The sequence below is a fragment of the Streptomyces sp. BHT-5-2 genome (assembly GCF_019774615.1).
In the GTDB taxonomy this organism is placed as follows: domain Bacteria; phylum Actinomycetota; class Actinomycetes; order Streptomycetales; family Streptomycetaceae; genus Streptomyces.
Map to the genome: position 1 here is coordinate 103,129 of NZ_CP081497.1, position 26,631 is coordinate 129,759.

Annotated in this window: 17 protein-coding genes and 1 pseudogene; 6 read left to right on the forward strand and 12 right to left on the reverse strand. The window is 73.2% G+C overall.

Annotated features, from left to right (window positions below):
* Window positions 1–4: 4 nt before the first annotated feature.
* The 4 genes from K2224_RS28395 to K2224_RS28410 all read left to right on the forward strand — a co-directional run bounded on the left by K2224_RS28395 (window position 5) and on the right by K2224_RS28410 (window position 4,798).
* A complete protein-coding gene (locus K2224_RS28395) occupies window positions 5–1,582 on the forward strand; it encodes an FGGY-family carbohydrate kinase (protein ID WP_221910059.1) in 1,578 nt (525 codons plus the stop codon).
* Window positions 1,575–3,086 carry an FGGY-family carbohydrate kinase gene (locus K2224_RS28400; RefSeq protein ID WP_221910060.1) on the forward strand — a complete coding sequence of 504 codons (1,512 nt, stop codon included), beginning with the start codon at window positions 1,575–1,577 and terminating at the stop codon, window positions 3,084–3,086. Before K2224_RS28395 ends, K2224_RS28400 begins: the two co-directional genes overlap by 8 nt.
* The gene (locus K2224_RS28405; protein ID WP_221910061.1) at window positions 3,083–3,709 is read left to right on the forward strand and encodes a histidine phosphatase family protein; all 627 of its coding nucleotides are present in this window, start codon (window positions 3,083–3,085) and stop codon (window positions 3,707–3,709) included. The genes K2224_RS28400 and K2224_RS28405 overlap by 4 nt, the downstream gene beginning before the upstream one ends.
* A 63-nt stretch (window positions 3,710–3,772) precedes the next feature.
* Window positions 3,773–4,798, forward strand: coding sequence for a 2-hydroxyacid dehydrogenase (locus tag K2224_RS28410; protein ID WP_221910062.1), 1,026 nt, complete (start codon window positions 3,773–3,775; stop codon window positions 4,796–4,798).
* A gap of 138 nt (window positions 4,799–4,936) precedes the next feature.
* Here K2224_RS28410 and lysX read toward each other — a convergent pair whose 3' ends face one another.
* Complete coding sequence (gene lysX / locus K2224_RS28415; protein ID WP_221910063.1) at window positions 4,937–8,251, reverse strand: bifunctional lysylphosphatidylglycerol synthetase/lysine--tRNA ligase LysX; 3,315 nt, start codon at window positions 8,249–8,251, stop codon at window positions 4,937–4,939.
* A gap of 161 nt (window positions 8,252–8,412) precedes the next feature.
* The gene (locus K2224_RS28420) at window positions 8,413–9,231 is read right to left on the reverse strand and encodes an Ig-like domain-containing protein (RefSeq protein WP_221910064.1); all 819 of its coding nucleotides are present in this window, start codon (window positions 9,229–9,231) and stop codon (window positions 8,413–8,415) included.
* A 632-nt stretch (window positions 9,232–9,863) separates the two neighbouring features.
* Between K2224_RS28420 and K2224_RS28425 the strand changes: the two genes are divergently transcribed.
* On the forward strand, window positions 9,864–10,058 hold the full coding sequence (locus K2224_RS28425; protein WP_221910065.1) for a hypothetical protein: 195 nt from the start codon (window positions 9,864–9,866) through the stop codon (window positions 10,056–10,058).
* 511 nt (window positions 10,059–10,569) lie between these two features.
* Here K2224_RS28425 and K2224_RS28430 read toward each other — a convergent pair.
* The 6 genes and pseudogenes from K2224_RS28430 to K2224_RS28455 form a co-directional block, all read right to left on the reverse strand.
* Window positions 10,570–11,844, reverse strand: coding sequence for a phosphodiester glycosidase family protein (locus K2224_RS28430; RefSeq protein ID WP_221910066.1), 1,275 nt, complete (start codon window positions 11,842–11,844; stop codon window positions 10,570–10,572).
* Between the two features lie 302 nt (window positions 11,845–12,146).
* Window positions 12,147–12,755: pseudogene (locus K2224_RS28435) on the reverse strand (N-acetylmuramoyl-L-alanine amidase); the annotation flags it as partial.
* 284 nt (window positions 12,756–13,039) lie between these two features.
* Window positions 13,040–14,455: a family 2B encapsulin nanocompartment shell protein gene (locus tag K2224_RS28440; RefSeq protein WP_221910068.1), complete on the reverse strand. Its 1,416-nt coding sequence runs from the start codon at window positions 14,453–14,455 to the stop codon at window positions 13,040–13,042.
* 143 nt (window positions 14,456–14,598) lie between these two features.
* Window positions 14,599–16,011, reverse strand: coding sequence for a family 2B encapsulin nanocompartment shell protein (locus tag K2224_RS28445; protein WP_221910069.1), 1,413 nt, complete (start codon window positions 16,009–16,011; stop codon window positions 14,599–14,601).
* Between the two features lie 220 nt (window positions 16,012–16,231).
* Window positions 16,232–17,659, reverse strand: coding sequence for a xylulokinase (gene xylB / locus K2224_RS28450; protein WP_221910070.1), 1,428 nt, complete (start codon window positions 17,657–17,659; stop codon window positions 16,232–16,234).
* Between the two features lie 141 nt (window positions 17,660–17,800).
* A complete protein-coding gene (locus tag K2224_RS28455; protein WP_221910071.1) occupies window positions 17,801–18,769 on the reverse strand; it encodes an acetylxylan esterase in 969 nt (322 codons plus the stop codon).
* A gap of 191 nt (window positions 18,770–18,960) precedes the next feature.
* On the opposite strand from K2224_RS28455, the gene K2224_RS28460 reads away from it, so the two are divergent.
* Window positions 18,961–19,818, forward strand: a complete 858-nt coding sequence (locus K2224_RS28460; RefSeq protein WP_221910072.1) for a septum formation family protein — start codon at window positions 18,961–18,963, stop codon at window positions 19,816–19,818.
* Window positions 19,819–19,888: 70 nt separating this feature from the next.
* Here the strand turns inward: K2224_RS28460 and mmuM are convergent, their stop codons facing one another.
* From mmuM to K2224_RS28480, 4 genes are all read right to left on the reverse strand, one after another.
* Window positions 19,889–20,815, reverse strand: a complete 927-nt coding sequence (gene mmuM / locus K2224_RS28465) for a homocysteine S-methyltransferase (RefSeq protein WP_221910073.1) — start codon at window positions 20,813–20,815, stop codon at window positions 19,889–19,891.
* A 25-nt stretch (window positions 20,816–20,840) separates the two neighbouring features.
* Window positions 20,841–21,713, reverse strand: coding sequence for a YceI family protein (locus K2224_RS28470; RefSeq protein ID WP_221910074.1), 873 nt, complete (start codon window positions 21,711–21,713; stop codon window positions 20,841–20,843).
* 241 nt (window positions 21,714–21,954) lie between these two features.
* Complete coding sequence (locus tag K2224_RS28475; protein ID WP_260693529.1) at window positions 21,955–23,304, reverse strand: SWF or SNF family helicase; 1,350 nt, start codon at window positions 23,302–23,304, stop codon at window positions 21,955–21,957.
* A gap of 79 nt (window positions 23,305–23,383) precedes the next feature.
* Window positions 23,384–26,527 carry a DEAD/DEAH box helicase gene (locus tag K2224_RS28480; protein ID WP_221910075.1) on the reverse strand — a complete coding sequence of 1,048 codons (3,144 nt, stop codon included), beginning with the start codon at window positions 26,525–26,527 and terminating at the stop codon, window positions 23,384–23,386.
* Between the last annotated feature and the right edge of the window lie 104 nt (window positions 26,528–26,631).

The following is a 26,631-nucleotide window of genomic DNA, read 5'->3' on the forward strand; positions in this document are numbered from 1 at the left end:
GCTGATGTCCGTACTCACCATCGACGCCGGCACCACCGTCATCAAGTCCGTCGTCTTCGACGACCAGGGCAACGAGATCGCCGTCTCCCGCGTCGCCACCGAAGTCCTCCGCCCCCACCCCGGCTGGGCCGAACAGGACATGGACGCCGTCTGGCAGGCCGTCGTCCACACCGTCCGCGACGCCCTCACCGACCTCACCGACCCCGTCCGCCTGGTCTCCTTCACCGCCCAGGGCGACGGCGCCTGGCTCATCGACGACCACGGCCGCCCCACCGGCCCCGCCATCCTCTGGTCCGACGGCCGCGCCGGCGACCTCCTCACCACCTGGCAGCGCGCCGGCCTCCTCGAAGCCGCCTTCCGCCGCAACGGCTCACTGACCTGCGCCGGCATGCCCAACGCCCTCTTCGCCTGGCTCACCGCCCACGACCCCGACCGGCTCGCCCGCTCCACCACCTCCCTCACCGCCGCCGGCTGGCTCTTCCTCCGCCTCACCGGCATCCGCGCCACCGACGAATCCGACGCCTCCGCCCCCTTCCTCGACCACACCACCGGCCAGTACGACCCCGCCGTCCTCGACCTCTTCGGCCTCACCCACCACGCCCGGCTCCTGCCCACCGTCCTCGGCGAGGACCAGCGCACCGCCGAACTCACCACCGCCGCCGCCACCCAACTCGGCCTGCCCGCCGGCCTCCCCGTCGTCATGGCCCCCTACGACATCGCCGCCACCGCCCGCGGCGTCGGCGTCGTCAACCCCGGCCAGGCATGCAGCATCCTCGGCACCACCCTGTGCACCGAAATCGTCCGCACCGGCATCGACACCACCGGCGAACCCTCCGGCGTCCACATCGCCTACCGCGGCCGCGAACGCGTCCTGCGCGCCTTCCCCACCCTCAACGGCGCCGAAGTCCTCGGCTGGGCCGCCCGCCTCCTCCACCTGCCCGGACCACCCGAACTCTCCCGCCTCGCCTTCCAGTCCCGACCCGGCGCCCGTGGCCTGATGTTCCTGCCCTACCTCTCGCCCGCCGGCGAACGCGCCCCCTTCCTCGACCCCGGCGCCCGCGGCTCCTTCTGGGGCCTCTCCCTCGACCACACCCCCGCCGACCTCGCCCGCGCCGTCTTCGACGGGCTCTCCCTCGTCCTGCGCGACTCACTCGCCGCCGCCCGCACCGACGTCACCGAACTCCGCCTGTGCGGCGGCGGCGCCAACAGCGACGCCTGGTGCGCCCTCATCGCCGACGCCACCGGCGTCCCCACCGCCCGCTCCGGCGACACCGAGATCGGCGCCAAGGGCGCCTTCCTCACCGGCCTGGTCCGCACCGGCGCCGAAAGCAGCATGCACCGCGCCGCCGACAAGTACGTCCACATGCAACGCCGCTGGCAACCCGACCCCGAGCGCGCCGCCTTCTACGCCGCCCTCCACCAGGACTTCCTCAGCTGGCGCGACCTCGCCCGCAGCGCCGGCTGGCGCACCACCGCCACCTGGCGCCCCACCGCCACAACCGGCACCACCCCCGCCCCCCGACGCACCGACCCCACCCACCACCCCGCCGAGACCCCCGCCCCTGGAGGCATCCGTGTCTGACCCGCACGCCCCCGGACCCAACGGCCCCGGCCCCGACGGCATCTGGCTCGGCCTCGACCTCGGCACCCAGAGCGCCCGCTGCCTCGCCGTCGACGGCACCGGCACACCCCTGGCCACCGCCGCCCGCCCGCTGACCAGCCACCGCGCCGGCAACCGCCACGAACAGGACCCCCACACCTGGTGGACCGCGCTCGCCGACGCCTGCCGCGAAGCCCTCACCGGCCTCGACCCCAGCCGCATCCGGGGCCTGGCGATCGACAGCACCTCCGGCACCCTCCTCCTCGCCGACCCCGACGGCACCCCGCTCACCCCCGGCCTGATGTACGACGACGGCCGCGCCACCGACCAGACCGACGCGATCGACGCCACCGGCGCCGCCGTCTGGCAGGAACTCGGCTACCGCACCATGCCGCCCTCCTGGGCCCTGCCCAAACTCCGCTGGCTCCTGGAGCACGACCCCACCCTGCGCACCGGCACCCGCCTCCTCCACCAAGTCGACCTCATCACCTGGAAACTGGCCGGCCGTCAACTCCCCAGCGACGCCAGCCACGCCCTCAAGACCGGCTACCACCTCATCGCCGAACGCTGGCCCCACGACGTCATGGACACCCTCGGCATCCCCACCGCCCTCCTGCCCGACGTCGTCCGCCCCGGCACCGTCCTCGGCACCGTCTGCCCGGACGCCGCCGACGCCACCGGCATCCCCGCCGGCACCACCATCGTCGCCGGCATGACCGACGGCTGCGCCGCCCAGATCGGCGCCGGCGCACTCACCCCCGGCGCCTGGAACGCCGTCCTCGGCACCACCCTCGTCCTCAAAGGCAGCAGCGACCACCTCGTCCGCGACCCCGCCGGCGTCGTCTACTGCCACCGCGGCCCCGGCGACACCTGGCTTCCCGGCGGCGCCTCCAGCAGCGGCGCCGGCGTCATCTCCCAGTACTTCCACGGCGAGAACCTCGACGTCCTCACCGAACAGGCCGCCGCCCAGGACCCGGACGCCGTCGCCTACCCCCTGGTCTCCACCGGCGGCGAACGCTTCCCCTTCCGCGCCCCCGAAGCCGAACCCTTCATCCTCGGCGCCACCCCCACCCGCGCCGCCGAGTTCCACGCCTACCTCCTCGGCGTCGCCTGCCTCGAACGCCTCTGCTTCGACTACCTCGACCACCTCGGCGCCGCCACCGACGGCCCCCTCACCTTCACCGGCGGCGGCGCCCGCAACGCCTACTGGTGCCGCCTGCGCGCCGACGTCCTCGGCCGCACCGTCCACGTACCCGAACACGCCGAAGGCGCCCTCGGCATGGCCGTCCTCGCCGCCGCCTCCGCAGGCGCCGGCCTCCCCGCCACCGTCGCCACCATGGTCCGCCCCGGCACCGAGATCCGCCCCGACCCCCACCGCACCACCCGCCACCTCCCCACCTACCACCGCTTCGTCACCGAACTCACCCGCCGTGGCTGGCTCGACCCCGCCGTGGCCGACCACGCCCTCAGGAGGGCCGCCCAGTGACCGACTTCCTCCTCGTCCGCCACGGCGAGACCGTCTGGCACGCGGAGAACCGCTACGCCGGCCGCTCCGACGTCCCGCTCACCGACCGCGGCCGCGAACAGGCCCACACCCTCGCCGACTGGGCCGCCACCGCCGACCTCACCGCCATCTGGACCTCCCCCCTCTCCCGCGCCCGCCGCACCGCCGCCCCCGCCGCCGACGCCTGCGGCCTCACCCCCCACATCGACCCCCGCCTGACCGAACTCGACTTCGGCCAGGGCGAGGGCCTCACCCGCGACGAGATGCGGCAGCACTTCCCCCAGAAACTCGCCGCCTTCCTCGCCGACCCCGCCGACCACCACCTCCCCGGCGGCGAACACCCCCGCCACGCCGCCCAGCGCGCCGCCGCCTGTCTCACCGACATCGCCCGCGACCACCCCCACGGCCGGATCCTGATCGTCGCCCACTCCACCCTCATCCGCGTCCTCCTCTGCCACCTCCTCGGCATCCCCCTGGCCGAATACCGCCGTACCTTCCCCCAACTCCACAACGGCGCCCTCACCGAGATCCGCATCGAGAACGACCGCACCGCCCTCCTCCGCCTCAACGCCCCCGCCCTCACCGCGGCCCCCGCCTTCCCCTGACCCACCGCACCGAGCACCGCATCGCACCACGCACCACACCGCACACCAGGAGAAGAACCCCACATGACCACCACCCTCCTCGCCGCCGGCAACCACTTCATCCACCCCGGCCTGTTCAGCGCCGCCGTACGCAAGGCGGCCGGGGACACCCCGCTCGACATACGCGAGATCCAGTTCGGCTGGCCCCACACCCCCTTCGGCCCCGTCGCCGAGGTCACCGAGGCATCCGGCACCGAGGACGAGATGATCCAGGCCCTCCAGGGCGTCGAGATCTGCGTCACCGAACACGGCCCGCTCACCGAACGCATCCTCGCCAACTGCCCCGACCTCAAGCTCTTCTGCACCAGCCGCGGCGGCCCCGTCAACGCCAACCTCGAAGCCGCCACCCGCCACGGCGTCACCGTCTGCAACGCCCCCGGCCGCAACGCCACCGCCACCGCCGAACACACCCTCACCCTGCTGCTCGCCGCCGCCCGCGGCCTCGGCGACACCCACACCGCCCTCCGCGACGGCACCTGGCGCGGCGACTACTACGACTACGACAACTGCGGCATCGAGATCGACGGCACCACCATCGGCCTGATCGGCTACGGCGCCATCGGCAGCCGCGTCGCCAAGATCCTGCACGCCATGGGCGCCCACATCCTCGTCCACGACCCCTACGTCCGCCCCGAGACCCTGGCCGGCCGCGCCGAACAGGTCACCCTCGACGAACTCCTCCGCCGCTCCCGCATCGTCTCCCTGCACGCCCGGGTCACCCCGGAGACCACCGGCCTGATCGGCCGCGCACAGATCGCCGCCATGCCCCGCGGCGCCGTCCTCGTCAACTGCGCCCGCGGCGCCCTCCTCGACTACGACGCGGTCTGCGACGCCCTGGAGAGCGGCCACCTCGCCGCCGCCGGCCTCGACGTCTTCCCCCAGGAACCCCTCCCCACCGGCTCCCGCCTGCTCACCGCCCCCGGAGTCGTCCTCACCCCGCACATCGCCGGCGGCAGCCAGCAGGTCGCCCACAAGGCCGCCGCCATCGCCGCCGCCGAAGTCGCCCGCTACCTCCGCGGCGAACCCCTCCACCACCAGGCCAACGCCTGACCCGCACAGGAAACCGGGCACAGAAAAGCGCCGGACGGGCTGGATTCTCTCCAGCCCGTCCGGCGTTCGAGGACCGGGGCCCGGGGCAGCGCCCCGCGCATCCGGGCGCAGGGCCCGGACACCGTCAACCCCGCGCGATCAGCGCCTCCGCACCAACGGGAACGGCAGCGTCTCCCGAATCGACAGACCCGTCAGGAACATCACCAACCGGTCCACACCGATCCCCAGACCACCCGTCGGCGGCATCGCGTACTCCAGAGCCTGCAGGAAGTCCTCGTCCAGCTCCATCGCCTCCGGATCACCACCGGCCGCCAGCAGCGACTGCGCGGTCAGCCGCCGCCGCTGCTCGACCGGGTCGGTCAACTCCGAGTAGGCGGTGCCCAGCTCGGTGCCGAACGCGACCAGGTCCCAACGCTCCGCCACCCGCGGATCCTTGCGGTGCTGACGGGTCAGCGGCGAGACATCGGTCGGGAAGTCCTTGTAGAAGGTCGGCAGCGTGGTCTTCTCCTCGACCAGCCGCTCGTACATCTCCAACACGACATCGCCCCGGCCCATCTCCGGATTGACCGGCACCGAAGCCGACCGGCACAGCCGCCGCAGCACATCCGGATCGGTGTCCGCGTCGACCTCCTCGCCCAACGCCTCCGAGATCGCCCCGTACACCGTCTTCACCGGCCAGACACCCGAGATGTCGTGCTCGACCAGCCGACCGCTCGCATCCGCCTTCCGCGCCGTGGCGCTGCCGAACGCGGCGACCGCCGCACCCTGGATCAGCTCCCGCGTCAGGTTGAGCATCACGTCGTAGTCGGCGAACGCCTGGTACGCCTCCAGCATCGTGAACTCGGGATTGTGCTTGTACGAGATGCCCTCGTTACGGAACGTCCGCCCCATCTCGAAGACCTTCTCCATACCACCCACACAGAGCCGCTTCAGATACAGCTCCGGCGCGATCCGCAGATACAGATCCAGGTCGTAGGCGTTGATGTGGGTCTGGAACGGACGGGCGTTCGCACCACCGTGGATCTGCTGCAGCATCGGCGTCTCGACCTCCAGGTAACCCCGGTCGATCAGCCCCTGCCGCAGCGCCTGCACGGCCGTGCTGCGCGCCCGCACGGTCTCCCGCGCGTCCGGCGAGACGACCAGGTCCACATACCGCTGGCGGACCTTGGCCTCCGGGTCGGACAGACCCCGCCGCTTGTCCGGCAGCGGACGCAGACACTTGGCGGTCAACCGCCACTGCGTCACGAACACCGTCAGCTCACCGCGGTCACTGCAACCGACCTCGCCCTCGGCCTCCACATGGTCACCGAGGTCCACATCCGCAGCGAAACGCTCCAGCAGCTCACCGCCCGCACCCCGGGTCAGCGCGATCTGCAGATCGCCCGACCAGTCGCGCAGCACCGCGAACAGCACCCCGCCGTGATCACGGACCAGCAGCACCCGCCCGGCCACCGTGACGGCCTTGCCGGTATGCTGCCCGGCCGCCAGCTCCCGGTGCTCCTCGCGCACCTGGCCCAGCGTGTGCGTCCGCTGCACACCCACCGGATACGGGTCGGTACCCGCCTCCCGCAGCCGCTCCAGCTTCCGATGCCGCACCCGCACCTGCTCGGGCAGCGCCGCCAGCTCCTGCTCCCGGCGCTCCTCCTCGGTGGCCGGCGGAGCCGCCACCAGACCCAGCTCGTCGAGCGACGGCAGACCCGCCGTGCTCGCCGGGGCCAGCACCCGCTTCTTGTGCCCCTTGCCCCACAGCTTGCCCAGGCTCGGCACCGCCACGAAGCCCTCGGCGATACCCGACGCCATGCCGATCCGGGCCAGCGCACCGGCATCCGCGTAGCACAGGAACCGCGGGTACCACTCCGGCAGATACTTCGAGTTCGAACGGTACAGCGCCTCCAGCTGCCACCAGCGCGAGAAGAACAGCAGCAGCCGCCGCCAGAACTTCAGCACCGGACCGGCACCGATCCGGGCACCCTCCTCGAACGCCGAGCGGAACACCGCGAAGTTCAGCGAAACCCGCCGCACCCCGAGCGCCCCGGCCTGCGCACACAGCTGCGCGACCATGAACTCCATCACGCCGTTGGGCGCACTGCGGTCGCGCCGCATCACGTCCAGCGAGATGCCGTCCTTGCCCCACGGCACGAACGACAGCAGCGCGATCATGTTGCCGTCGGCGTCGAACGCCTCCGCCAGCAGACACTCGCCGTCCTGCTCGTCCCCGAGCCGGTCCAGCGCCATCGAGAAACCACGCTCGGTCTCGGTGTCCCGCCACGCGTCCGCCCGCTGGATGACCTCCTGCATCTCCGCATCGGTCAACTCCGCGTGCCGCCGCACCCGGAACGTCGCCCCGGACCGCTCCACGCGGTTGACGGCCTGGCGGGTGACCCGCATGTCCCGGCCGTCCAGATCGAACTGCGCGACATGCAGAATCGCCTCGTCACCGAGCTGCAGCGCACCCAGCCCCGCACGGGCGAACGCCTTGGCGCCCTCCTCGCTCGCACCCATCACCGCCGGCTGCCAGCCGTAGCGGCCCGCGACCTCCAGCCACGCGTCGATCGCCGGACCCCACGCCTCCCGGTCACCGACCGGATCACCGCTGGCCAGGCAGACCCCGGCCTCCACACGGTAGGTGACGGCCGCCTTGCCGCTGGGGGAGAAGACCACGGCCTTGTCGCGCCGGGTCGCGAAGTAACCCAGCGAGTCCTGGCTGCCGTACTTCGCCAGCAGCGCCCGGATCCGGTCCTCCTCGTCGCCGTGCAGCGCCGCTTCCATCCGCTGCGAACGGAACAGCGCGGCGGCGGCGTTGAGCAGCGCCAGCGCACCCAGCAGCCCCAGCAGCGTGCCGATCCAGTGCGCCGGGTGCCCCTCGACGATCTTGCCGCCGACCAGCCCACCGCACACACGGTTGGCCGCCCACAGCAGCCGGTTGCCACCACCGCGCTCCAACGAACCGGGCGCCAGCGACACCAGGCCCCAGCCGATCAGCACCGCGGCCACGAGCCCGCCGGCCAGCACCAGCGCGGCCCGCAGGAACGCGCCGCGCCGGGTGATCGCGTAGAACTCACGGTGCGACACGAGCAGCAGCACCAGCGCCCCGGCGCACAGCACCAGGGAGAAGCTGAACTCCCAGTACCCCGCCGCCAGGAACAGCGCGTCGGCGAGGACGTTCAGCACCATGTACGCGACCACGAACCACAGCGCCACCCGTTTCCGCGCGGTCATCGCCGCGGCCAGGAGGAAGAGGAATGCGGCATAGGCGAAGTTCGGCGTCACCGGGATGGTGAGCGTGTCCAGCCAGTAGATCACCGAGTGGAGGTTGCGCCGAAGGGGCCCGATCAGTGCCGTCAGGGCACAGAAAAGGCCCAGCAAGCTGAAGACGATGGCGAAGCCATTGGGGACACGGCGCCGCATGCGCCGCCACCCCGTGAGTTGATCCTGGTCCTGCACGGTGCTCATTCCGTCACATTAGGCTCTGAAGAGGGGTCGGCAGACCAACCATGGGGCGCGCGCTCTCCGCCCCGGGTCCCCTGCCGCTGCGACCGGCCGACATTCCAGTCTCCGGCCCCGCCCCTCGGTTGTCTGTCCCTCGCAGGGAGGGTTCGGTGACCACAACCGGGTCACCCACCTGGACCTTGCCATAAAGCGGGCGTAAGTCCGAGTCCGGGTGTGATGTACGCGTCAGAATCGAGATCCGACCGGACGGCCGGCCCGCGGCCCACGGTGAACCGCAGTCCGTAGTCCTTGGTGAAGAACCGCCCGTCACCGGAGTCCACGCCGTTGAGCTCGGCCCGCAGCGTGACCCTGGTGCCCGGCTTCCAGTCCTGCGCCGGCCGCCACACGATCCGCTCCTTGCCGTGACCGGACACCCAGGTCCAGGTCCCCTCGGTGCGGTTGTCGGTGGTCACCTTCAGCCGTTGCTCCACCGCCGCCCGGTCCCGCACCGGGAAGGCGAAGGTGAGAGTGATCGGATCGCGGGCGCCGACCACCCCGTCACGCGGGCGGGGGCTGAGCGTCGCCCGGTTCCGCTTGGCCACCTTCCCGGTGGTCAGCGACTCCTTGGCCTCGCCGGAGGTGCCCTGGACACCCTTCGTCCGGGCGAGCACCGAGTACTTGGTGTCCGGCGCCGCCTTGGCCCGCGACGTCCATATCGTCCCGCCGTGGCTGAACGTGCCGACCAGCTGCCGCCCCCGCGGATCCGTCACTGTCACATCGGTCAGCACCCCGCCGGCCGCACTGACCCGCAGCCGGTCGCCGGCCTGCACCGTCGGATGCCCCGCGGCCGACCCCAGCCCCACCTTCACCGGCCGCGCCTGCGTCGCCGACGCCCGGGCCGCGTCGCACGCCGCGAGCGTGCCGACGCCGAGCACCGGCATCAGCGCGAGGGCGACGCACAACGACCGGGACGGCCGGAACGACCGGGCGGGGCTCAGGCTCATGGGCGGACTTTCCGTCGGTGGAGCGGGGCGGCGGCGATGTCGGCCGCTAAGACGGTCAATCGCAACGGCCCGTTGCGAGGGGTGACGTGATCCATGCCACTTCTTTACCGACCTCCGAAGACTCCGCCCCCTACCCCGCCCACCGCCCCGTTCCGCAACCCACCCCACGCCCACACGCCCACCCAAAAGAACGAAACCCCAGACGAAGGCCCCACCACACCCCGACCGCGCCCCCACCCCACCCCACCCCACCTCTCCATCCCGCCCACCCCACACCACCCCGACCCGGACCACCCGCCCCTCCGCCCCGACTCGACCCCACCCCGAGCCCGCCCCTGCTCCCGCCCGATCCGGATCGGCCCCTCCCGCCCGACGGTGGGCAACCTCGCCTCCGACCCGGAGTCCCCCGGCATCGCCACCTTGCCCCTCACCAGACGCGAGTGCCCCACCCCTACCGCAGGCACCCACCCCCACCCACGCAACTCCTCCCTCCCCTCTTTTCCCTCCCCTCTGTGACCCGCAGTGACCACCTGTTTGGAGCACCCTCCCGCGAACCGGAGTTACCCCGAAATGCGCCAAACTGGCCACCGCTTACCGCCCGTTCGGGCGGCGGTCGAGGAGGTTGTGTGTCCATGGCTGTCTCCATCTCGGTCATCCTCTTGCTGGTGATCCTGGTCGTGATCTTTCTCCGCAGCGGAAAGCTGAAGATCTCGCACGCCGTCGTCTGCGGGCTGCTCGGCTTCTACCTGGCCGGCAGCAGCCTTGCCCCCGACATCCACCACGGCCTCGCCGGCGCCGCCGACGTCGTCAGCAGCGTCCGCCCGTAGCGCCCCTCCATCCACCCTCACCCCTGGCAAGAGCCCCGCCACGCTCTGTAATATCCCGGGAACAAATAACTCTCCGTAATCGTTGCCGAACAAGGAAGAGGCAGCGGCGCCCGGCCCACAGCAGCCCCCGCCCCACCACCCCGCAGCCCCACCCCACGACAAGACCGACGCCCCGCCCCACTGAACGAAGCGCGCCGCGCCGCCAGAAAAGAGCCCCACCCAGCAGCGAAGCGAAGACCATCTCGCCCCGGACGACGAGCCCCCGCACGACGAAGCCCCGGACACCGCAGAGAGCCGGGCGCAGAGGAGCGCCCCGGACGCCCCGGGAAATGAACGCCCGGAGCTGCCACAGGCCCGCCACGCCATGCCACCCACTCGACACCGACTCGCCCGCCGTCACCCCGCGATGCCACTGCCCCTCGGTGTCACCACCCCGCGGCGTCACCGGCCTCGCAACCTCACGGCGTCACTCCTCAGGGATTCCCTGAATCTCAGGGATTCCCTGAATCCCTCACTCCTCCGGAGATCCCCCACGCGGGATTCCCTCCACGCTGGAGAACACCCCCACCGCATTGGCCACCGGCCGTTCCCTCTCCACCGTCGGATGGTTGCGCACCTTGGCCTCGCCGTACGGGTCCTGGGTGACGAACGTCGAGGAGCCGCCGCCGTCGAGGTCCATCGCCTCCCGCGCGCCGAGCCGCGACATCAGTCCGGCCAGCTCCCGCACGGTGAGGCCCGTCTGGTGCTTCCCCTTCTCCCCGTCCAGCGCCATCAGGAGGAGGGTGCGGCCGCGGTCGGCGATGCCGATCGAGGTCCGCATGGTGACGGCGACGGCGTCCAGGCCGGCGGCCGGGCGGCCGTGGCGCAGCACGGGGAAGCCGCCGACCGCGCAGCGCAGGCGGCCCGGCAGGCGGGCGACGAGGCGGTGGCTGATGAACACCCGCTCGCCGAGGTGCAGGGCCCGCAGGCGTCGCGCGCCCTGCTCGCGGCCGACCAGGACCACCGAGCCCCGTTCGATCACGCCGGTGCCCGGGTGGGCGGCCGCATGGGCGACGCGGCCGTGGCGGATCGTGATCTCGGCGGTGTCGGTGTCGCAGCCGGCTCCGCGGTCGGTGTCCGTGCCGCAGACCGCGCGCTCGCGGGAGACCGCGCCCCAGCGTGCGGTGTAGGCGCCGATGCCGCCCTGCGGGAGGGCGTACTGGTTGAGTCCGCGCAGGGGCCAGGAGCCCTCGTGGCTGCGTACGGTGCCGCGCAGCGTCAGGCGGTCGAGTCGTGCCCGATGGTCGTAGCCGACGGCGAGGACGTCCTTGGTGGTGGCGCCGGGCGGCAGTGCCGGACCGAACCGTTGGCCGTCCGGCACCGCGGCCTTCAGCTCCCGCCCCGACGCCACCGCGGGCCCCACGGAGGAGCCGGTGACCTCGGCCTCGGGGTGCTGGGCCTCGCTGATGTCGAAGAAGTCGCCGTTGACCGCGCCGACCGCGTCCCGGTCGTCGGCCAGTTCGGACACCGGGGCCCGGGCGGCGACCGCGGCCGGGTGGAGCAGGTCCACCGAGACCGCGGGGTCGGAGAGGTTCACGGTCAGCAGGTGGCCGTGGACGATGCCGCGGGGCAGGAACATGCGGAACTCGGAGTAGGTCACGCCGCGGGCCAGGCGCGTCGGGGGCGTCCGCGTGAAGCCGCCGTCGGCGGACGCCCGTGTCGCGCCGACCGCCGTGCCGCCGGCCAGTACACCCCAGGCGACCGTGAGCGCCGCCACCGTCCGGAACTTTCCCAACAGCTGCTTCACAACAGCCCCCTGACGTCGCGTCAACTATCCCAGGTGGTGGCAGCGCTCACTATGACCCGTACATGGCGGGATTCCGAACATTCGCGGAACGGTGCCGTGTCGCCCGGAAGGGGCGGCGGCAGGACGTCCGGGCCGTGGGTGGCCGGCCCGGACGGGCTTCAGGAGTCGAGCAGGTCCTCCCAGAAATCGTCCCCCGCACGATCCCAGAAGTTGTCGTCTTTGTGGCCCCAGAAGCCGTCCCCCTTGTGGCCCCAGAAGCCGTCGCCTTTGTGGCCCCACTTGTGGTCCCAGGCGGAGACCCCCTTGACCAGGTCCATGTAGTGGTCCCAGTCCCAGTGCCGGCCGGGATCGGTGTGGTTGGCGCCCGGCACCTCGACGTGCCCGATGATGTGCTTGCGGTCCCTGGGGATGCCGTAGCGCTCGCAGATGGCGGCGGTCAGCTGGGCGGAGCGGGCGTAGAGGCTCTCGGTGAACCACTTCGGTTCGTCGATCCAGCCCTCGTGCTCGATGCCGATGCTGCGGGTGTTGTAGTTCCAGTTACCGGCGTGCCAGGCGACGTCGCGTTCGCGGATGCACTGGGCGATGTAGCCGTCCGAGGAGCGGACGACGTAGTGCGCGGCGGCTTTGTGCGCGGGGTTCTGGAAGATCCGCAGGGTCTCCCTGAAGGTCTGCTGCGTCACATGGATCACGACGGTGTCGATGCGGTACTGCTTCGGGCGGTTGGCCGCCGTGTAGTTGCCGGAGCTGGCGGGGTGCCAGTGGACGGGCGGGTAGCCGGCGGATTTCCTGGGCCGCTTGCGGGGCGTCGTGGCGTCGGCCGAGGTGAGGGAGGTGAGGGCGGCGGACGCGGCGAATGCAGCGGCGCCGGCGAGCAGCCGACGGCGGGCCGGGAAGTGCTGGTCGGGTTCCATGCGAACTCCTGACAAGGACCGAGGGGCGGTCGCGTGCATGTCATGCACAGCCGGTGCGTTCGTCATGCGCAAGAGCACGCGCCCTGCCAAGGGAATGGCCGTTGTGTCAATGGCTTGACCAAAGAAGGTCAACCGAGGATCAAATACGCTCAACGCCCCCTGATCGGACCGCACGGACGTCACCCGGGTGCCGCACCACGCCCGGAAACTGACGGTAAGTCAGGCAATGGCCGCACCCGGGTGACGGCGTTTCAGGTCCGGATCGTGCTCCCGGTACCGTTCGGTCAGCGTCCGATCTCGACGTCCTCCAGGATGCCCAGCGCGTCCGGCACCAGCACCGCCGCCGAGTAGTAGGCGCTGACCAGGTATTTGATGACGGCCTGGTCGTTGATGCCCATGAAACGCACCGACAGGCCGGGTCGGTACTCGTCGGGGATGCCGGTCTGGTGGAGGCCGACCACGCCCTGGTTCTCCTCGCCGACGCGCATCGCGAGGATCGAGCTGGTCTGGTCCGCGTTGATCGGGATCTTGTTGCAGGGCAGCAGCGGGATGCCGCGCCAGGCGCGCACCGGCGTGCCCTCGATCTCCGCGGTCGCCGGGTAGATCCCGCGGGCGTTCCACTCCCGGCCGATGGCCGCGATGGTCCGCGGGTGCGCCAGCAGGAACTGGGTCTTGCGGCGGCGGGAGATCAGTTCGTCGAGGTCGTCGGGGGTGGGCGGGCCGCTGCGGGTGTGGATGCGCTGCTGGAGGTCGGCGTTGTGCAGCAGGCCGAACTCGCGGTTGTTGACCAGCTCGTGTTCCTGGCGCTCGCGCAGCGCTTCGATGGTCAGTCGCAGCTGCTGGTCCAGCTGGTTCATCGGGTCGTTGTAGAGGTCGGCGACCCGTGAGTGGATCTTCAAGACGGTCTGCGCGACGCTGAGTTCGTACTCCCGAGGCTGCCGTTCGTAGTCCGCGAACGTGCCTGGCAGTGTCGGCTCGCCGATGTGGCCGGCGGCCAGTTCGATGGCGGCCTCGCCGTGCTTGTTCTGCGCCGGGACGAGGGCGGTGCGGAAGCTCTCGACGTGTTCGCGCAGCGCCGCCGAACGGCCCAGCACCTCCTCGTAGTCGCTGCGGGAGAGGGTGAGGACGGTGCCGCGGGTGGCCGCGCGGAGGCTGAACTCCCACTCGGCGTCGGCGCTGAGCAGTGCCGCGTCGCCGGCCGCGTCGCCGCCGGTGAGCAGCGCGGTCACCGTCTCGTCGCCGTACTTGCCGGTGCCCACCCGTTCGATCCTGCCGTGGGCGATCAGGATCACCTGGTCGGTCGGCGTGCCGTGCTCGGCGAGGACGTCACCGGGGACGACGTCCCGCTGGGCGAAGCGCCCGGCCAGCTCCCGGAGGGTGGGGTCGTCGGTGAAGCCGCGCAGTGGCGCAAGTTCGCGCAACTCCAGGGGGATGACCCGGACTTCGGCGCCCTCGGTGACGAACTCCACGCGGCCGTCGCCGAGGGTGTGGGTCAGGCGCCGGTTGACGCGGTAGGTGCCGCCGGAGACCTGCGTCCACGGCAGGACCCGCAGCAGCCACCGCGAGGAGATGCCCTGCATCTGCGGCGGGGTCTTGGTCGTGGTCGCCAGGTTGCGGGCGGCCGCGGTGTCCAGGCTGGACCGGGGCTGCTCGGTGCCCTCGGTCTGCGGGCCGGAGGTGGGATCCACGGATGTGGTCATGCTGAACGGTCACCTGTTCCGATCGGTGCGGGAAATCTCGGCGCGTAAAATTCCGGGAAAAGCGCGGGAAAGAACGGAGAAGTGGGCGGTGGGAGGCGCTATCGTCCCGCGCGGTGCGGCAGTCGCTTCCCCGGAATTTCCACTCAGTGTCCGATTTCCACGTCTTCGAGGACGCCGAGGGCATCGGGTACGAGAATGGCCGCCGAATAGTAGGCGCTGACGAGGTAGTTCACGATTGCCTGGTCGTCGACTCCCATGAAACGCACCGAAAGGCTCGGTTCGTATTCATCGGGAATTCCGCTGCGGTGCAGCCCGACCACGCCCTGCTTCTCCTCGCCGGTGCGCAGCAGCAGCACCGAGCTGGTGCCCTCCGGTGTCACCGGGATCTTGTTGCAGGGGAAGATCGGCACGCCGCGCCAGGACGGCAGCGAGTGGCCCATGACGTCGACCGCGTCCGGGTAGAGGCCGCGGGCGCTGCACTCGCGGCCGATCGCGGCGATCGCCTTGGGGTGGGCCAGCAGGAAGCCCGGGTCCTTCCAGACCGTGGCGAGGAGTTCGTCGAGGTCGTCGGGGGTGGGCGGGCCGCTGCGGGTGCGGACGCGCTGCCTGAGGTCGGCGTTGTGCAGCAGCCCGAACCCGGGGTTGTTGATCATCTCGTGCTCCTGCCGCTCGCGCAGGGCCTGCACCGTGAGCCGGAGCTGTTCCTCGACCTGGTTCATCGGGTCGCTGTAGAGGTCGCCGACGCGGGTGTGGGTGCGCAGCACGGTCTGCGCGACGCTGAGTTCGTACTCCCGCGGCGTGCGGTCGTAGTCGACGAACGTGCTGGGCAGGGCGGGCTCGCCGCGGTGGCCGGAGGAGAGGGTGATGGCGGACTCGCCGCCGGGGTCGGCCGCCGGCGCGGCGCCGTCGGTGGCCGCCGCGAGGTGGTCGCGCAGCGCGGGGGAGCGGTCGGCGACCTCCAGGGCGGCCGCGCGCGCCAGGGTCATCACCGTCACCCGCGTCACCGCGCGGTAGCTGAACTCCCACTGGCCGTCGGCGTCGCCGAGCGCGGCGTCGCCGAGGTGGTCGCCGCCGGCCAGCGCGTCGAGGACGGTCTCGTCGCTGTACTTGCCGGTGCCGATCCGGTCGACCCGGCCGTGTGCGATCAGCACCACCCGGTCGTGCGGGGTGCCGGCCTGGGCGATCACCTCGCCGGGGGCGTACTCGTGCTGGGTGAACCTTTCGCCGAGCGCGGCGAGGACCTCGACGTCGGTGAATTCCCACAGCGCGGGCAGTTCGCGCAGTTCCTCGGGGATGATCGCGACCGAGCCGCCGTCGATGTCGAAGTCGATCCGCCCGTCGCCGACGGTGTGCGCGAGCCGTCGGTTGACGCGGTAGGTGCCACCCGAGACCTGCACCCAGGGCAGCAGCCGCAGCAGCCAGCGGGAGGTGATGCCCTGCATCTGTGGTGCGGTCTTGGTGGTCGTCGCCAGATTCCGCGCGGCGGTGGTACTGAGGCTGGAATTCTGGCTCTCTTCGGCGTCTCCGTGCAGCGTCTCGCCGGCAATCGTCACCATGTCACCTATCTCGTCGAGGCTGCGGCGTGGAACACCCGTAGGGCGTCAGAAATGTGCCCTGTCAGCTCGCCGCCGCATCGAAGATAGTGGCGCTTTTTTTATCCGCACAATCGCTCGATGGGGTGGCATGGATATAAGTCTCGGTGGAAAGGGTTTAGGTTTTTCGGTGCCGGGAAAAGTGTGCCGAGGTGATTCCCGGTGGTGCTGCGGGGGGCCGCCGTCAGCCGCCGAGCAGCGCCGCTCCGTCCGTCAGGGTCGCCGACAGTCGGGCCCAGGCGGCGCCGTCCCGCTCCCGCGCCGGGTACTCCGCGCCGCGGGCCGTGCCCCATCTGCGCGCCACCGCCGCCGGATCCTCGCCCAGCAGCAGCCCGGCCGCCTGCGCCGCCGCGCCGAGCGCGACGAGTTCGCCGGCCTCGGGCACCACCACCGGGCGGCCCGAGAGCCGCCGTACGGTCTCCCGCCAGGCGGCGCCGCGGGCCCCGCCGCCGATCAGCAGCAGCGGCGCACCGGGCGCGGTCTCCGGACCCGAAACGTGATCGAGGGCCCGCAGAAGTGTGAACACCGCGCCGTCGTAGGCGGCTTGGAGCAGCTGGCCGGGGGTGGTGTCGTGGCGCAGGCCGTGCAGCAGGCCCGAGGCGTGCGGGAGGTTCGGCGTCCGCTCGCCGTCCAGGAAGGGCAGCAGCACGGCGCCGCCGCCCGGCTCGACGGCCTCCCGGTCGCGGCCGAGCAGGGCCGCCACCCGGTCCACGGCGAGCGTGCAGTTGAGTGTGCAGGCCAGCGGCAGCCAGTCGCCGCGGGCGTCGGCGAAGCCGGCGACGGTGCCGGTCGGATCGGCGGGCCGGCGGGTGGTGACGGCGTACACCGTGCCGGAGGTGCCCAGGCTCAGCACCGGCTGCCCGGGGCGCAGGCCCAGGCCGAGCGCCGCCGCCATGTTGTCCCCCGTCCCGGCGGCCACCAACGCGCCGTGCGGGAGGGGGAGTTCGTCGGTGTGCACGCTGCCGGCCGCCTCCCCGGGGAGTGCCACGCGCGGCAGTATCGCGGGCGTCAGCCCGACCCGCTCCAGGGTCTCGGGGTCGTACGCGCCGGTGGACGCCGCCCACCAGCCGGTGCCCGAGGCGTCGCCGCGGTCGGTGACGGCCTGGCCGGTGAGCCGCTGGACGAGGTAGTCGTGCGGAAGCCGGACGGCGGCGGTGGCGGCGGCCGCGTCCGGCTCGTGGGCGCGCAGCCAGGCCCACTTGGCGACCGTGAACGACGGCCCCGGAACGCTCCCGATGCGCTCGGCCCACGCCTGCGGGCCGCCGCCCTCGGCGATCAGCCGGGCGCTCTCGCGGGCCGGCCGGACGTCGTTCCACAACAGCGCCGGGCGTACCGGCTCGCCGGTCGCGTCCAGCGTCACCAGCCCGTGCTGCTGGCCGGCGACGGAGACCGCGGACGCCTGCCGCGCGGCGGGGCCGCACCGGGCCAGCGCCTCGCCCAGTGCCTGCCACCACTGCCGGGGGTCGCTCTCCTTGCCGGGGCCGCCGACCGTGTGCGGTGCCTGGCCCCGGGCCAGCACCTCGCCGGTCTCCGCGTCCACGACCAGCGTCTTGGTGGACTGCGTCGAGCTGTCCACGCCGACGACCAGCGGTCCGGCCGCCTGTGCGCCCATCGGGCACCTCCCTCCGCGACCGGTATTCCAGGCCCTGATCCGGGGCTCCCGGCCGCTCAGGGCCCCGGCGCGCAGCCGCATCGTAATGTGCCGGCCGTGGGCCGCGGGCGGCCTGTGGACAACACGCGCGGGCGGTGCGGGTCAGCCGCCGAACAGCTCGCGGAGGAAGCGGATCTCCGCGGTCCGCTGGGCGCCGCCGCCGCTCTCGTGCGCGTTGAACCGCCAGACCTCCAGCTGTTTCTCGCCGGCGTAGTGGTGGTGGGCGGCGAATCCGGTGGACGGCGGGACGATCTCGTCGCGCAGTGCGGTGCCGAAGAGGGCCGGGGCGGTGGCGCGGACCGCGAAGTTCAGGCCGTCGAAGTGGTCGAGGGTGTGCAGCGCGGTGTCGATGTGGCCGCGCTGGCCGGCGAAGTAGCGGGTCAGTTCGCCGTAGGGCCCCTGGTCGGTGATGTCGAGGGCGCGCCGGATGTGGGTGAGGAACGGCGCGTCGATCAGGGCGCCGGCGAGCCCCGGGACGAGTCCGGTCATGGCCAGCGCGAGGGCGCCGCCCTGGCTGTGGCCGGCGACCACGATCCGCTCGGCGTCCACCGCCTGATGGCGGCGGGCCGCCTCCACGGCCCGTACGGCGTCGGTGAACAGCCGCCGGTAGTAGTAGGTGTCGGGGTCCAGCAGGCCCTGGGTCAGCTTGCCCGGTACGCCCGGGTGCGGGGCGCCCACCGGGTCGGGGGTGTCGCCGGGCCGGTCGGGGCCGCTCTGACCGCGGGTGTCCATGACCAGCGTGGCGTAGCCGGCCGACGGCCACAGCAGCCAGTCGTGCGGCAGCAGTCGGCCGCCGCCGTAGCCGAGGTACTGCACCACGCACGGCAGCCGCCCGGCCGCGGTGCGCGGACGCAGGAACCAGCCGCGGATCCGGTGCCCGCCGAAGCCGGTGAACTCCACGTCGTCGGTGTGCAGCCGGGTCAGGCCGGTGTCGGCCGTGGTGAACCGGGGGGCGAGGTCGTGGGCGCGGGCCTCGTCCAGGGTGCGCTGCCAGAAGGCGTCGAAACCGGGGGGTTCGGGCAGCGGTGGGCGGTAGCGGCGCAGTTCGTCCAGGGGAAGGTCGGTGAACATGGAGCACCTCCGGGCGGTGAGGCGTACACGTCGGGCACGTTAGGGTCTGTCCGGGCGACCAGGGCCGGGGGCCGTCCGTCCCGGGCCGTGGAGCGTCAACGGTGGCCTCAGGGGTGGATGTTTCGCCTCGGAACGGTCCAGATCGGTCACCGCGTCCTTGACTCCCCATCAAAGAAGCGATCACTTCCGCCATGAGCTTTCCCCCGCCCCCGCCGTCCAACCAGCCGCCGTACCAGCCGCCCCAGGGCGAGTCGGGCGGTTTTGGACCGCCGGGAGGCGGCTACGGGCCCGGTGGGCAGCAACCCGGGCCGGGGGGCTACGGGGCGGGCGGTCACGGGCCGTCGGCCCCGCCGCCAGGTCAGTCGCCGCCCGGCCCGTACGGTGCGCCCGCCGGCGGCTTCGGGCCGCCCGCGCCCGGCGGTCCCGGTGGCTGGCAGCAGCCGCCCGCGCCGCCCTCCCGAGGCGGCAACGGCACCGCGATCGCGCTGATCATCGGCGCCGGCGTGCTCGTCGTGGCGGTCGTCATCGGGTGCGTCATATGGGCCAACAGCGGTGACGGCGGCCGCACTCAGGCCCGGCCGGGCACCGGCGCCTCGGCGAGCGCCACCCCCTCGGCCTCCGGCTCCGGCGCCCCGACGCCGTCCGCCTCCGCGACCCCCACCGGTCCGGGGAGCTCCCCGTCCGCGTCCACCGGCCGCACGGCGCCCTTCTACACGCTGAAGACGGGCGACTGCTTCGACATCCCGCCGGGCGGGAACGGCGGCAACAACCGGGCGGCGTCCTGCAACGGCCCGCACGACGCCGAGGTCGTCTTCGTCTACACCCTGCCGCGCGGCCTGACTTCGGAGAACGAGATCAAGGACAAGGCGTCCGCGCTGTGCTCCATCGAGCTCCCCGACAAGGCCGCCAAGCAGCCCGCCGGGACGGCCGGCGGCACCTACGTCCAGTTCCCGACCGTCCACGGCTACCAGCTGGGCGTCAGGTCCGTGGTGTGCAGCCTGACCGGCAGCCGCAGCGGCACCAAGAAGCTCACCAAGCCGCTGGTGTGAGCCGGTGGTCCGGTGACCCGGCAGCCGGGCGCGCGGTGACCGGGCCGTCACCGGAATTCCCTCGCCCCGGTCAGCGGCCCAGCGCCGTCGCCAACTCCGCGATGGCGCCCGGGCCGACCCGGCAGCAGCCGCCGATCAGCCGGGCGCCCGCCGCGACCCAGCCGGCCACCCGGTCCGCGGCGAAGGCCGGGCTGCCGCGCCAGGCGCGGGCCGTGGCGTCCCAGCTCTCCCCGCTGTTGGGGTAGACCACGACCGGCTTGCCGGTGACCCGCGCGGCGAGCGCCACTGCCGGATCGGCGTCGTCCGGCGTGCAGCAGTTCACGCCGACCGCGATCACCTCGTCCGCGTCGGCGGCCAGGGCGAACGCCTCGGCCAGCGGCTGCCCGGCGCGGGTGCGGTCGCCGGCGATGCTGTACGAGAGGTAGGCGGGGACGCCGAGGCCGCGCACGGCCCGCAGCAGGGCCCGTGCCTCGTCCGCGTCCGGCACCGTCTCCAGGGCGAGCACGTCGGGCCGGGCGGCGGCCAGGACTTCCAGGCGCGGCCGGTGGAAGCGCTCCAAGGCGTCCACGGACAGCCCGTACCGGCCGCGGTATTCGGAGCCGTCCGCCAGCATCGCCCCGTACGGGCCCGCCGACGCGGCGACATGGAGCGGTCCGGTGACGCCGCCCGCGCGGGCCCGTGCAGCCGCCTCGCGGGCCAGCTCGACACTGCGGCGCAGCAGCCCGGCGGTCTCCTCGGGGCCGGTGCCGCGCCGGGCGAACCCCTCGAAGGTGGCCTGGTAGCTGGAGGTGATGGCGACCTGGGCGCCCGCCTCGTAGTAGGCCAGGTGGGCCCGCACCACCGCTTCCGGTTCCTCGGCGAGCAGCCGGGCCGACCACAGGGCGTCGCTCAGGTCGTGGCCCTGGGCTTCCAGTTGGTTGGAGAGCCCGCCGTCGAGGACGACCGGTCCGGCGGCGAGCGCCTGGGCGAGCGACGGCTGGGGCGACGGGCCGGTCATGGCGTTCGACCTCTCCTTGCGGTGGCTACTCGGGCCGGACCGCCTGGATGTCCAGCTCGACCCGGATCGTAGCGCCGATCGCGGCGATGCCCCTGGCCAGCATCTTCCGCCAGTCCAGGGTGAAGTCCTCGCGGTGCAGTTCGGTGACGGCCTGGCAGGCGGTGCGGGTCTCGCCCATGATGCCGGTGCCGATGCCCAGGTAGCGGGTGTCCAACTGGATGGTGCGGCTGACGCCGTGCAGATGAAGCACGCCCTGCACCGCCCACCGGCTGCCTCCCTTGTGGACGAACCGCTCGCCGGCGAACTGGAGATGAGGGAATCTGGCCACGTCCAGGAATTCCGCCGACCGCAGGTGGTCGTCCCGCATCCGCACGCCGGTGTCGATGCTCGCCGCGTCGATGGTCACCTCGACCCGGGAGTCCGCCATCCGCTCGCCGATCCACAGGCCGCCCTCGAAGCGGTTGAACCGGCCGTGGATCTCTGCCAGTCCGATGTGCCGGGCGGTGAAGCGGATGGCGCTGTGGTCGGGGTCGAGCCGCCACTGGCCGGCGTCGGGCAGCGGCAGCGCCGGTGCCAGTTCCAGGGTGATCGGGCGGGGCGCGGTCCGTTCGCCGGCCACCACCCGGACCTCGCAGCGGACCGGGCGGAAGCCGTCGGAGGTCACCAGGAGCCGGTAGCCGCCGGGTGGCAGGGTGACGGTCAGCCGGCCGTTGGGGTCGGTCCGGCAGGCCGTCGCCTCCTGGCCGTTGGCGTCCAGGACGGAGACCGCCACCCCGGCCATCGGCAGTCCGACGGGATCGTTGACGTACAGGTCCAGTGCGCCCGCCCCGCGGGGGAGGGAGGGCTGGAGGCTGTGCGGCGTACGGTCGCGCAGGCGGTGCAGGAAGGCGAGCGGCATGGCAGGACGGGGCCCTAACGGTCGGTTCGGTCCGACCGTCGGAACGGTCGAACGGCGGACATCCGGGACGCGAGCCGCCGCAAGCCTGGGCTGCGGGAACCAGGCGGACAGCATCGCGGAATGAATCGCATGAAAAGGGTGCGGATTCGGTCCCATCCTGTCATTGGTGTCGACCTGAAATGACCATCAAGTGTCAAGGTCTGAGTAAACGTGACGTTTCTCGCATCACGGCGGAATCTCCCTACGGGCGCCCCTCCGGTACGTCCGCCGCGAGAGCGGCCAGCGCGGCCGCCGGATCGTCCGCGGCCGGCCCGGCCGGGGCCCACCGGCCTGCCTCCTTGCGGAACGGCCACCACCGGCCGTCGCGCCCGTAGCGGAGCTGGGTGCCGCCGCCCACCACAGTCCAGCGGTTTCCGGCGGCCCGTAGCCGCGGCCGCGACGCCTCGTCCTCCCAGGCGGCTGCCAACCGGTCCCGCACACGGGACTGCACCTCGGGCGCCGGCATCCACTCCTCCTCCAGGGCCGCCAACCCGGCCGCGCCGCCCGTCCGCCAGGCCCGCACGGCCAGCGCCAGGCCCCGCGCGTCGCGGCCCGAGCCGTCCGCCAGGCGGGCCGTGACGGCCGCCCCGGGCTCCGACGCGGCCAGCCGCACGGCGTCCTGGGAGAGCGTCGGGACGGGCGCCGGCGGGGCATCGGCGTGCCCGGGTGCGAGGGCCTCCGCCAGCAGCCGCCGGGCGCGCTCGGCGGCGTCCGCGATCAGGAACTCCAGCGCGTCAGTGGCGACTCCGGGCGCCGGCGGGACGCCCCCGCCGAGCGCCGGTGCCGGGCCGGGGGACGCGACCGGTGGCGGGGGCGCCGGTAGCGGCGGCAGCACGTCCCGTGCTGCGTACGCCTCGACGGCCGGCACGCCCGTCTCCTCCCGGCCCGCGGGACCGGCCGGGCCGGCCGCCGCCTCCGCCCTGGCCGCACTGCGTCGCTGGAGCTCGTCCAGCAGTTCCTCCTCGCCCCGCCCGCGCAACAGCAGCAGCACGAACGGGTCCTGGTCCAGCAGCCGCGCCACCTGATAGCACAGCGCCGCCGAGTGGGCGCAGTGGTCCCACGCGTCACAGCCGCACTCCGGATCCAGGTCCCCGATGCCCGGGAGGAGTTCGACGCCGGCCGCCGCCGCGTCCTCCACCAGGACAGGCGGCACGTCGCGGTCCAGGAGGGCCGCCAGGTGCCCGGCCCGGTCCGCGACGACGTCCAGCAGCCGGTCCCAGTCCGCCGCGCTCAGCTGCTGCAGCAGCACGTCGGAGCGGTACGGGGTGTGGTCGGGGTCCTGCACGACGGCGGTCAGCCGACCGGGGCGCACGGACACCGCGCCGACCGCGCCGGCGCGCGCGTGCCGGCGGCCCAGCTTCAACTGCTTGCCGTCCAGGGCGGTGTCCTCCAGCGCCTTCAGCCACGCCTGCCCCCACCAGGTCCGCGCGAAGCCCCGGCCGCGCGTCACCGGCAGCGCCGCGAAAGTCCGCTCCGGCCCGGCCGCCCCGGCCCCGCTCCCGTACACCGCGTCCCCGCCCTCCGTGTCGTTCTCCGCCGCGTTCCGGTTCATCGCGTCCCCCTGCTCCGGTCCGTCCCCGTACACCGGTCCGTCCTTCCGTCTGTCCCGTGGTCCCTCGTGCTCGTCCTGTTCACCGGTCGCTCCCGCGCAGTGCCACCAGGTCCGCGAGTTCGGAGTCGGAGAGTTCGGTCAGCGCCGCCTCGCCGGAACCGAGGACCGCGTCCGCCAACCGCTGCTTACGGGCGAGCAGGGCGGCGATCCGGTCCTCGACCGTGCCCTCGGTGACCATCCGGTGCACCTGGACCGGCTGGGTCTGCCCGATGCGGTAGGCCCGGTCGGTGGCCTGCGCCTCGACCGCCGGGTTCCACCAGCGGTCGAAGTGCACGACATGGGAGGCCCGGGTGAGGTTCAGGCCGGTGCCCGCCGCCTTCAACGACAGCAGGAACACCGGCACCTCGCCCTCCTGGAAGCGCCGCACCATCTCCTCCCGTCGGGCCACCGGCGTGCCCCCGTGCAGGAGTTGGGCCGGCACCCCGCGCGCCGCCAGGTGGTCGGCCAGCAGCCGGGCCATCTGTACGTACTGGGTGAACACCAGGACGCCCGCACCCTCGGCCAGGAGCGTGTCCAGCAACTCGTCGAGCAGCTCCGCCTTCCCCGACCGCCCGGCGAACCGCGCGGTACCGGCGTCCGGCCCGCCGGGCGGCTCCTTGAGGTAGTGCGCGGGGTGGTTGCAGATCTGCTTGAGCGAGGTCAGCAGCTTGACCACCAGGCCGCGCCGCGCGAGCCCGTCCGTCCCGGCGATCTCGCCGAGGCCCTCGCGCACCACCGCCTCGTACAGCGCGGCCTGTTCCACGGTCAGCGCCACCGCCCGGTCGGTCTCCGTCTTGGGCGGCAGCTCCGGTGCGATCCCCGGGTCGGACTTCCGCCGGCGCAGCAGGAACGGCCGCACCAGACGGGCCAGCCGCTCCGCCGCCGCGGCCGCCTCCGGGGTCCCCGCACCGCCGCCCTCGATGGCCTGCGCGTACCGCCGCCGGAACCGGCCCAGCGGTCCCAGCAGCCCCGGCGTCGTCCAGTCCAGGATCGCCCACAGCTCCGACAGGTTGTTCTCCACCGGTGTGCCGGTCAGCGCCACCCGGGACCGGGCGGGGACGGTGCGCAGCGCCCGGGCGGTGGCCGAGAACGGGTTCTTCACGTGCTGCGCCTCGTCGGCGACGACCAGCCCCCAGCCGACCTCCGCCAGTCTGGCGGCGTCCAGGCGCATCGTCCCGTAGGTGGTGAGGACGAACTCCCCGTCGACGAGGTCCGCCAGGCTGCGCCGCCCGGCGTGGTAGCGGCGCACCGGTGTCCCCGGCGCGAACTTCTCGATCTCCCGCTGCCAGTTGCCCATGAGGGAGGTGGGGCAGACGACGAGCGTGGGCCCGGCCGACTCCGGATCGGTCTGCCGGTGCAGATGCAGGGCGATCAGGGTCAGGGTCTTGCCCAGGCCCATGTCGTCGGCCAGGCAGCCGCCGAGGCCGAGGGAGGCCATCCGGTGGAGCCAACTCACACCGTGCACCTGGTAGTCGCGCAGGGTGGCGGCGAGCCCCGGAGGACGGCCGAGTGCCGGGTCCTCGGTGCGTTCGGGGTCGGCCAGGCGGTCGCGCAGCCGGGCGAGCCAGCCGGACGCCTGGACCTCCACCCGGTTGCCGTCGCCGTCCTCGGTGGTGCCGGTGAGCGCGGCACTCAGGGCGTCGAGCGGGGTGACCGCGCGGTCCTCGCGGTCCCGGGCGGCGCGCACCGCCTCCGGATCCACCAGGACCCACCGGCCGCCCAGCCGCACCAGTGGGCGCCGCGTCTCGGCGAGCCGGTCCAGTTCGGCCCGGTCGATCTCCTGGTCGCCGATGGCGAACCGCCAGCTGAACGAGAGCAGCGCGTCGGCGGAGACCAACGAGGGCGGTCCGCCGGTCCCCGTCCCGGTTCCGTGCGCGGTGTCCTCCGGCCCGTCGGGCGGCCCCACCACGGCCCGTGTGGTCAGGGTCCGGGCCAGCTCCGCCGGCCAGTGGACCCGCACCCCGGCGGCGGCCAACGCGCCGGACGCCGGGCCCAGCAGCTCGGCGACCTCCTCGTCGGCCAGCTCCAGCGCGTCCGGCACCGCCGCGGACAGCAGCGGCGCCAGCGGGTCCCAGGCGGCGGCCGCCCGGCGCAGCGTCAGCAGGGCCTCGGTCCGCGCCCGCGGCCCGAAGGTCCGCCCCGTCGGAGCCGTGCCCGCCCACACCTCGGCGGCGTCCGCGACGACCGTGGGATCGGCTGCGCTGTGCACCTGGACGACGGCCATGAACGCGATATCCGGGGCGGCGCCGGATTCCGGTTCCGGGTCGGGCGCGGCCGGGTGCCGCGGGCCGGGCTCCTCCGTTCCCGGCGTGTTCCGCCCGTCGGAGAGTCCGACGGGAGACGGCCCCGGTGCCCGGGTGTCCCGCTCGTCCGTCCGCTCCGGGCCCGTCCCGCGCACCTCCACGCGCAGCGAGATCCGCACCCCCGCGTCGTGTCCGGCTGCGATCTCCGCGGCCCAGGCGCGCTGTTCCGGGATGTGCTGCGGTGCGGGCGCGGCGAACGCCGGCCCGCCGGCGGCCAGTTCGGCCGCGGGGGTACGGGGCAGCCCGTCGGCGACCGCGTCCAGGAAGGCCCGCACCAGCCGCTCCGGTTCCGGCAGCCTGACCGGGCCGCTCCCGGGGAGCGGGGCGGCGTGGGCGTACGGCGGCATCGCGGCGGCCAGCTCGCGCAGCCGCGCCATGTCGTCCGGGTCCAGGGGGCCGGCCCGCCAGGCGTCGTGATCGGTGGGGCTGAGGCCGGGCAGCAGCCGACCCCGGGCCGCGACCCGGAGCGCCAGCAGGGCGGCCGCGCCCCAGAAGACCGTGGCCGGATGGGTGTGCCGGCCCCCGCGTATCCGGGTGAGCACCGGGAGCGCCGCGGCTACCGGCAGCACCAGGGCAGGTACGGCGCACAGGGTGATGCCCTCGCCGCCGCTCCCGTTCGCAACGGCGCGTTCCTCGGCGTGCTCGGCTTCCTCGGCGTCGTCCGGCCCGGTGGGCAGGGCGACGGTCAGCTGCTCCGGTGCCGGCCGGTGCGCGCCGCTCCCCTCGGGCGCGCCGTGGGCGAAGGCGTCCGGCAGTGGTGCACCGTCCGGGCGCCAGAAGGCGATCCGCCCGAGGCGGGGCGGATCCGAGGGCAGGAAGACCGCCGCGCAGTGGGCGAGATCGAAGGGCGGGGCGGGCGTGACCGCGGGGAGGGGAGCCACTGGGTCGGTACTCCTCAAATTTGACTAGTGGAGCGTGGAGCGGCCGAGGGTACAGCACGATCCGGCCGGTCGGGGAACCTCCGGAGCCGAACCGGCGTTCAATG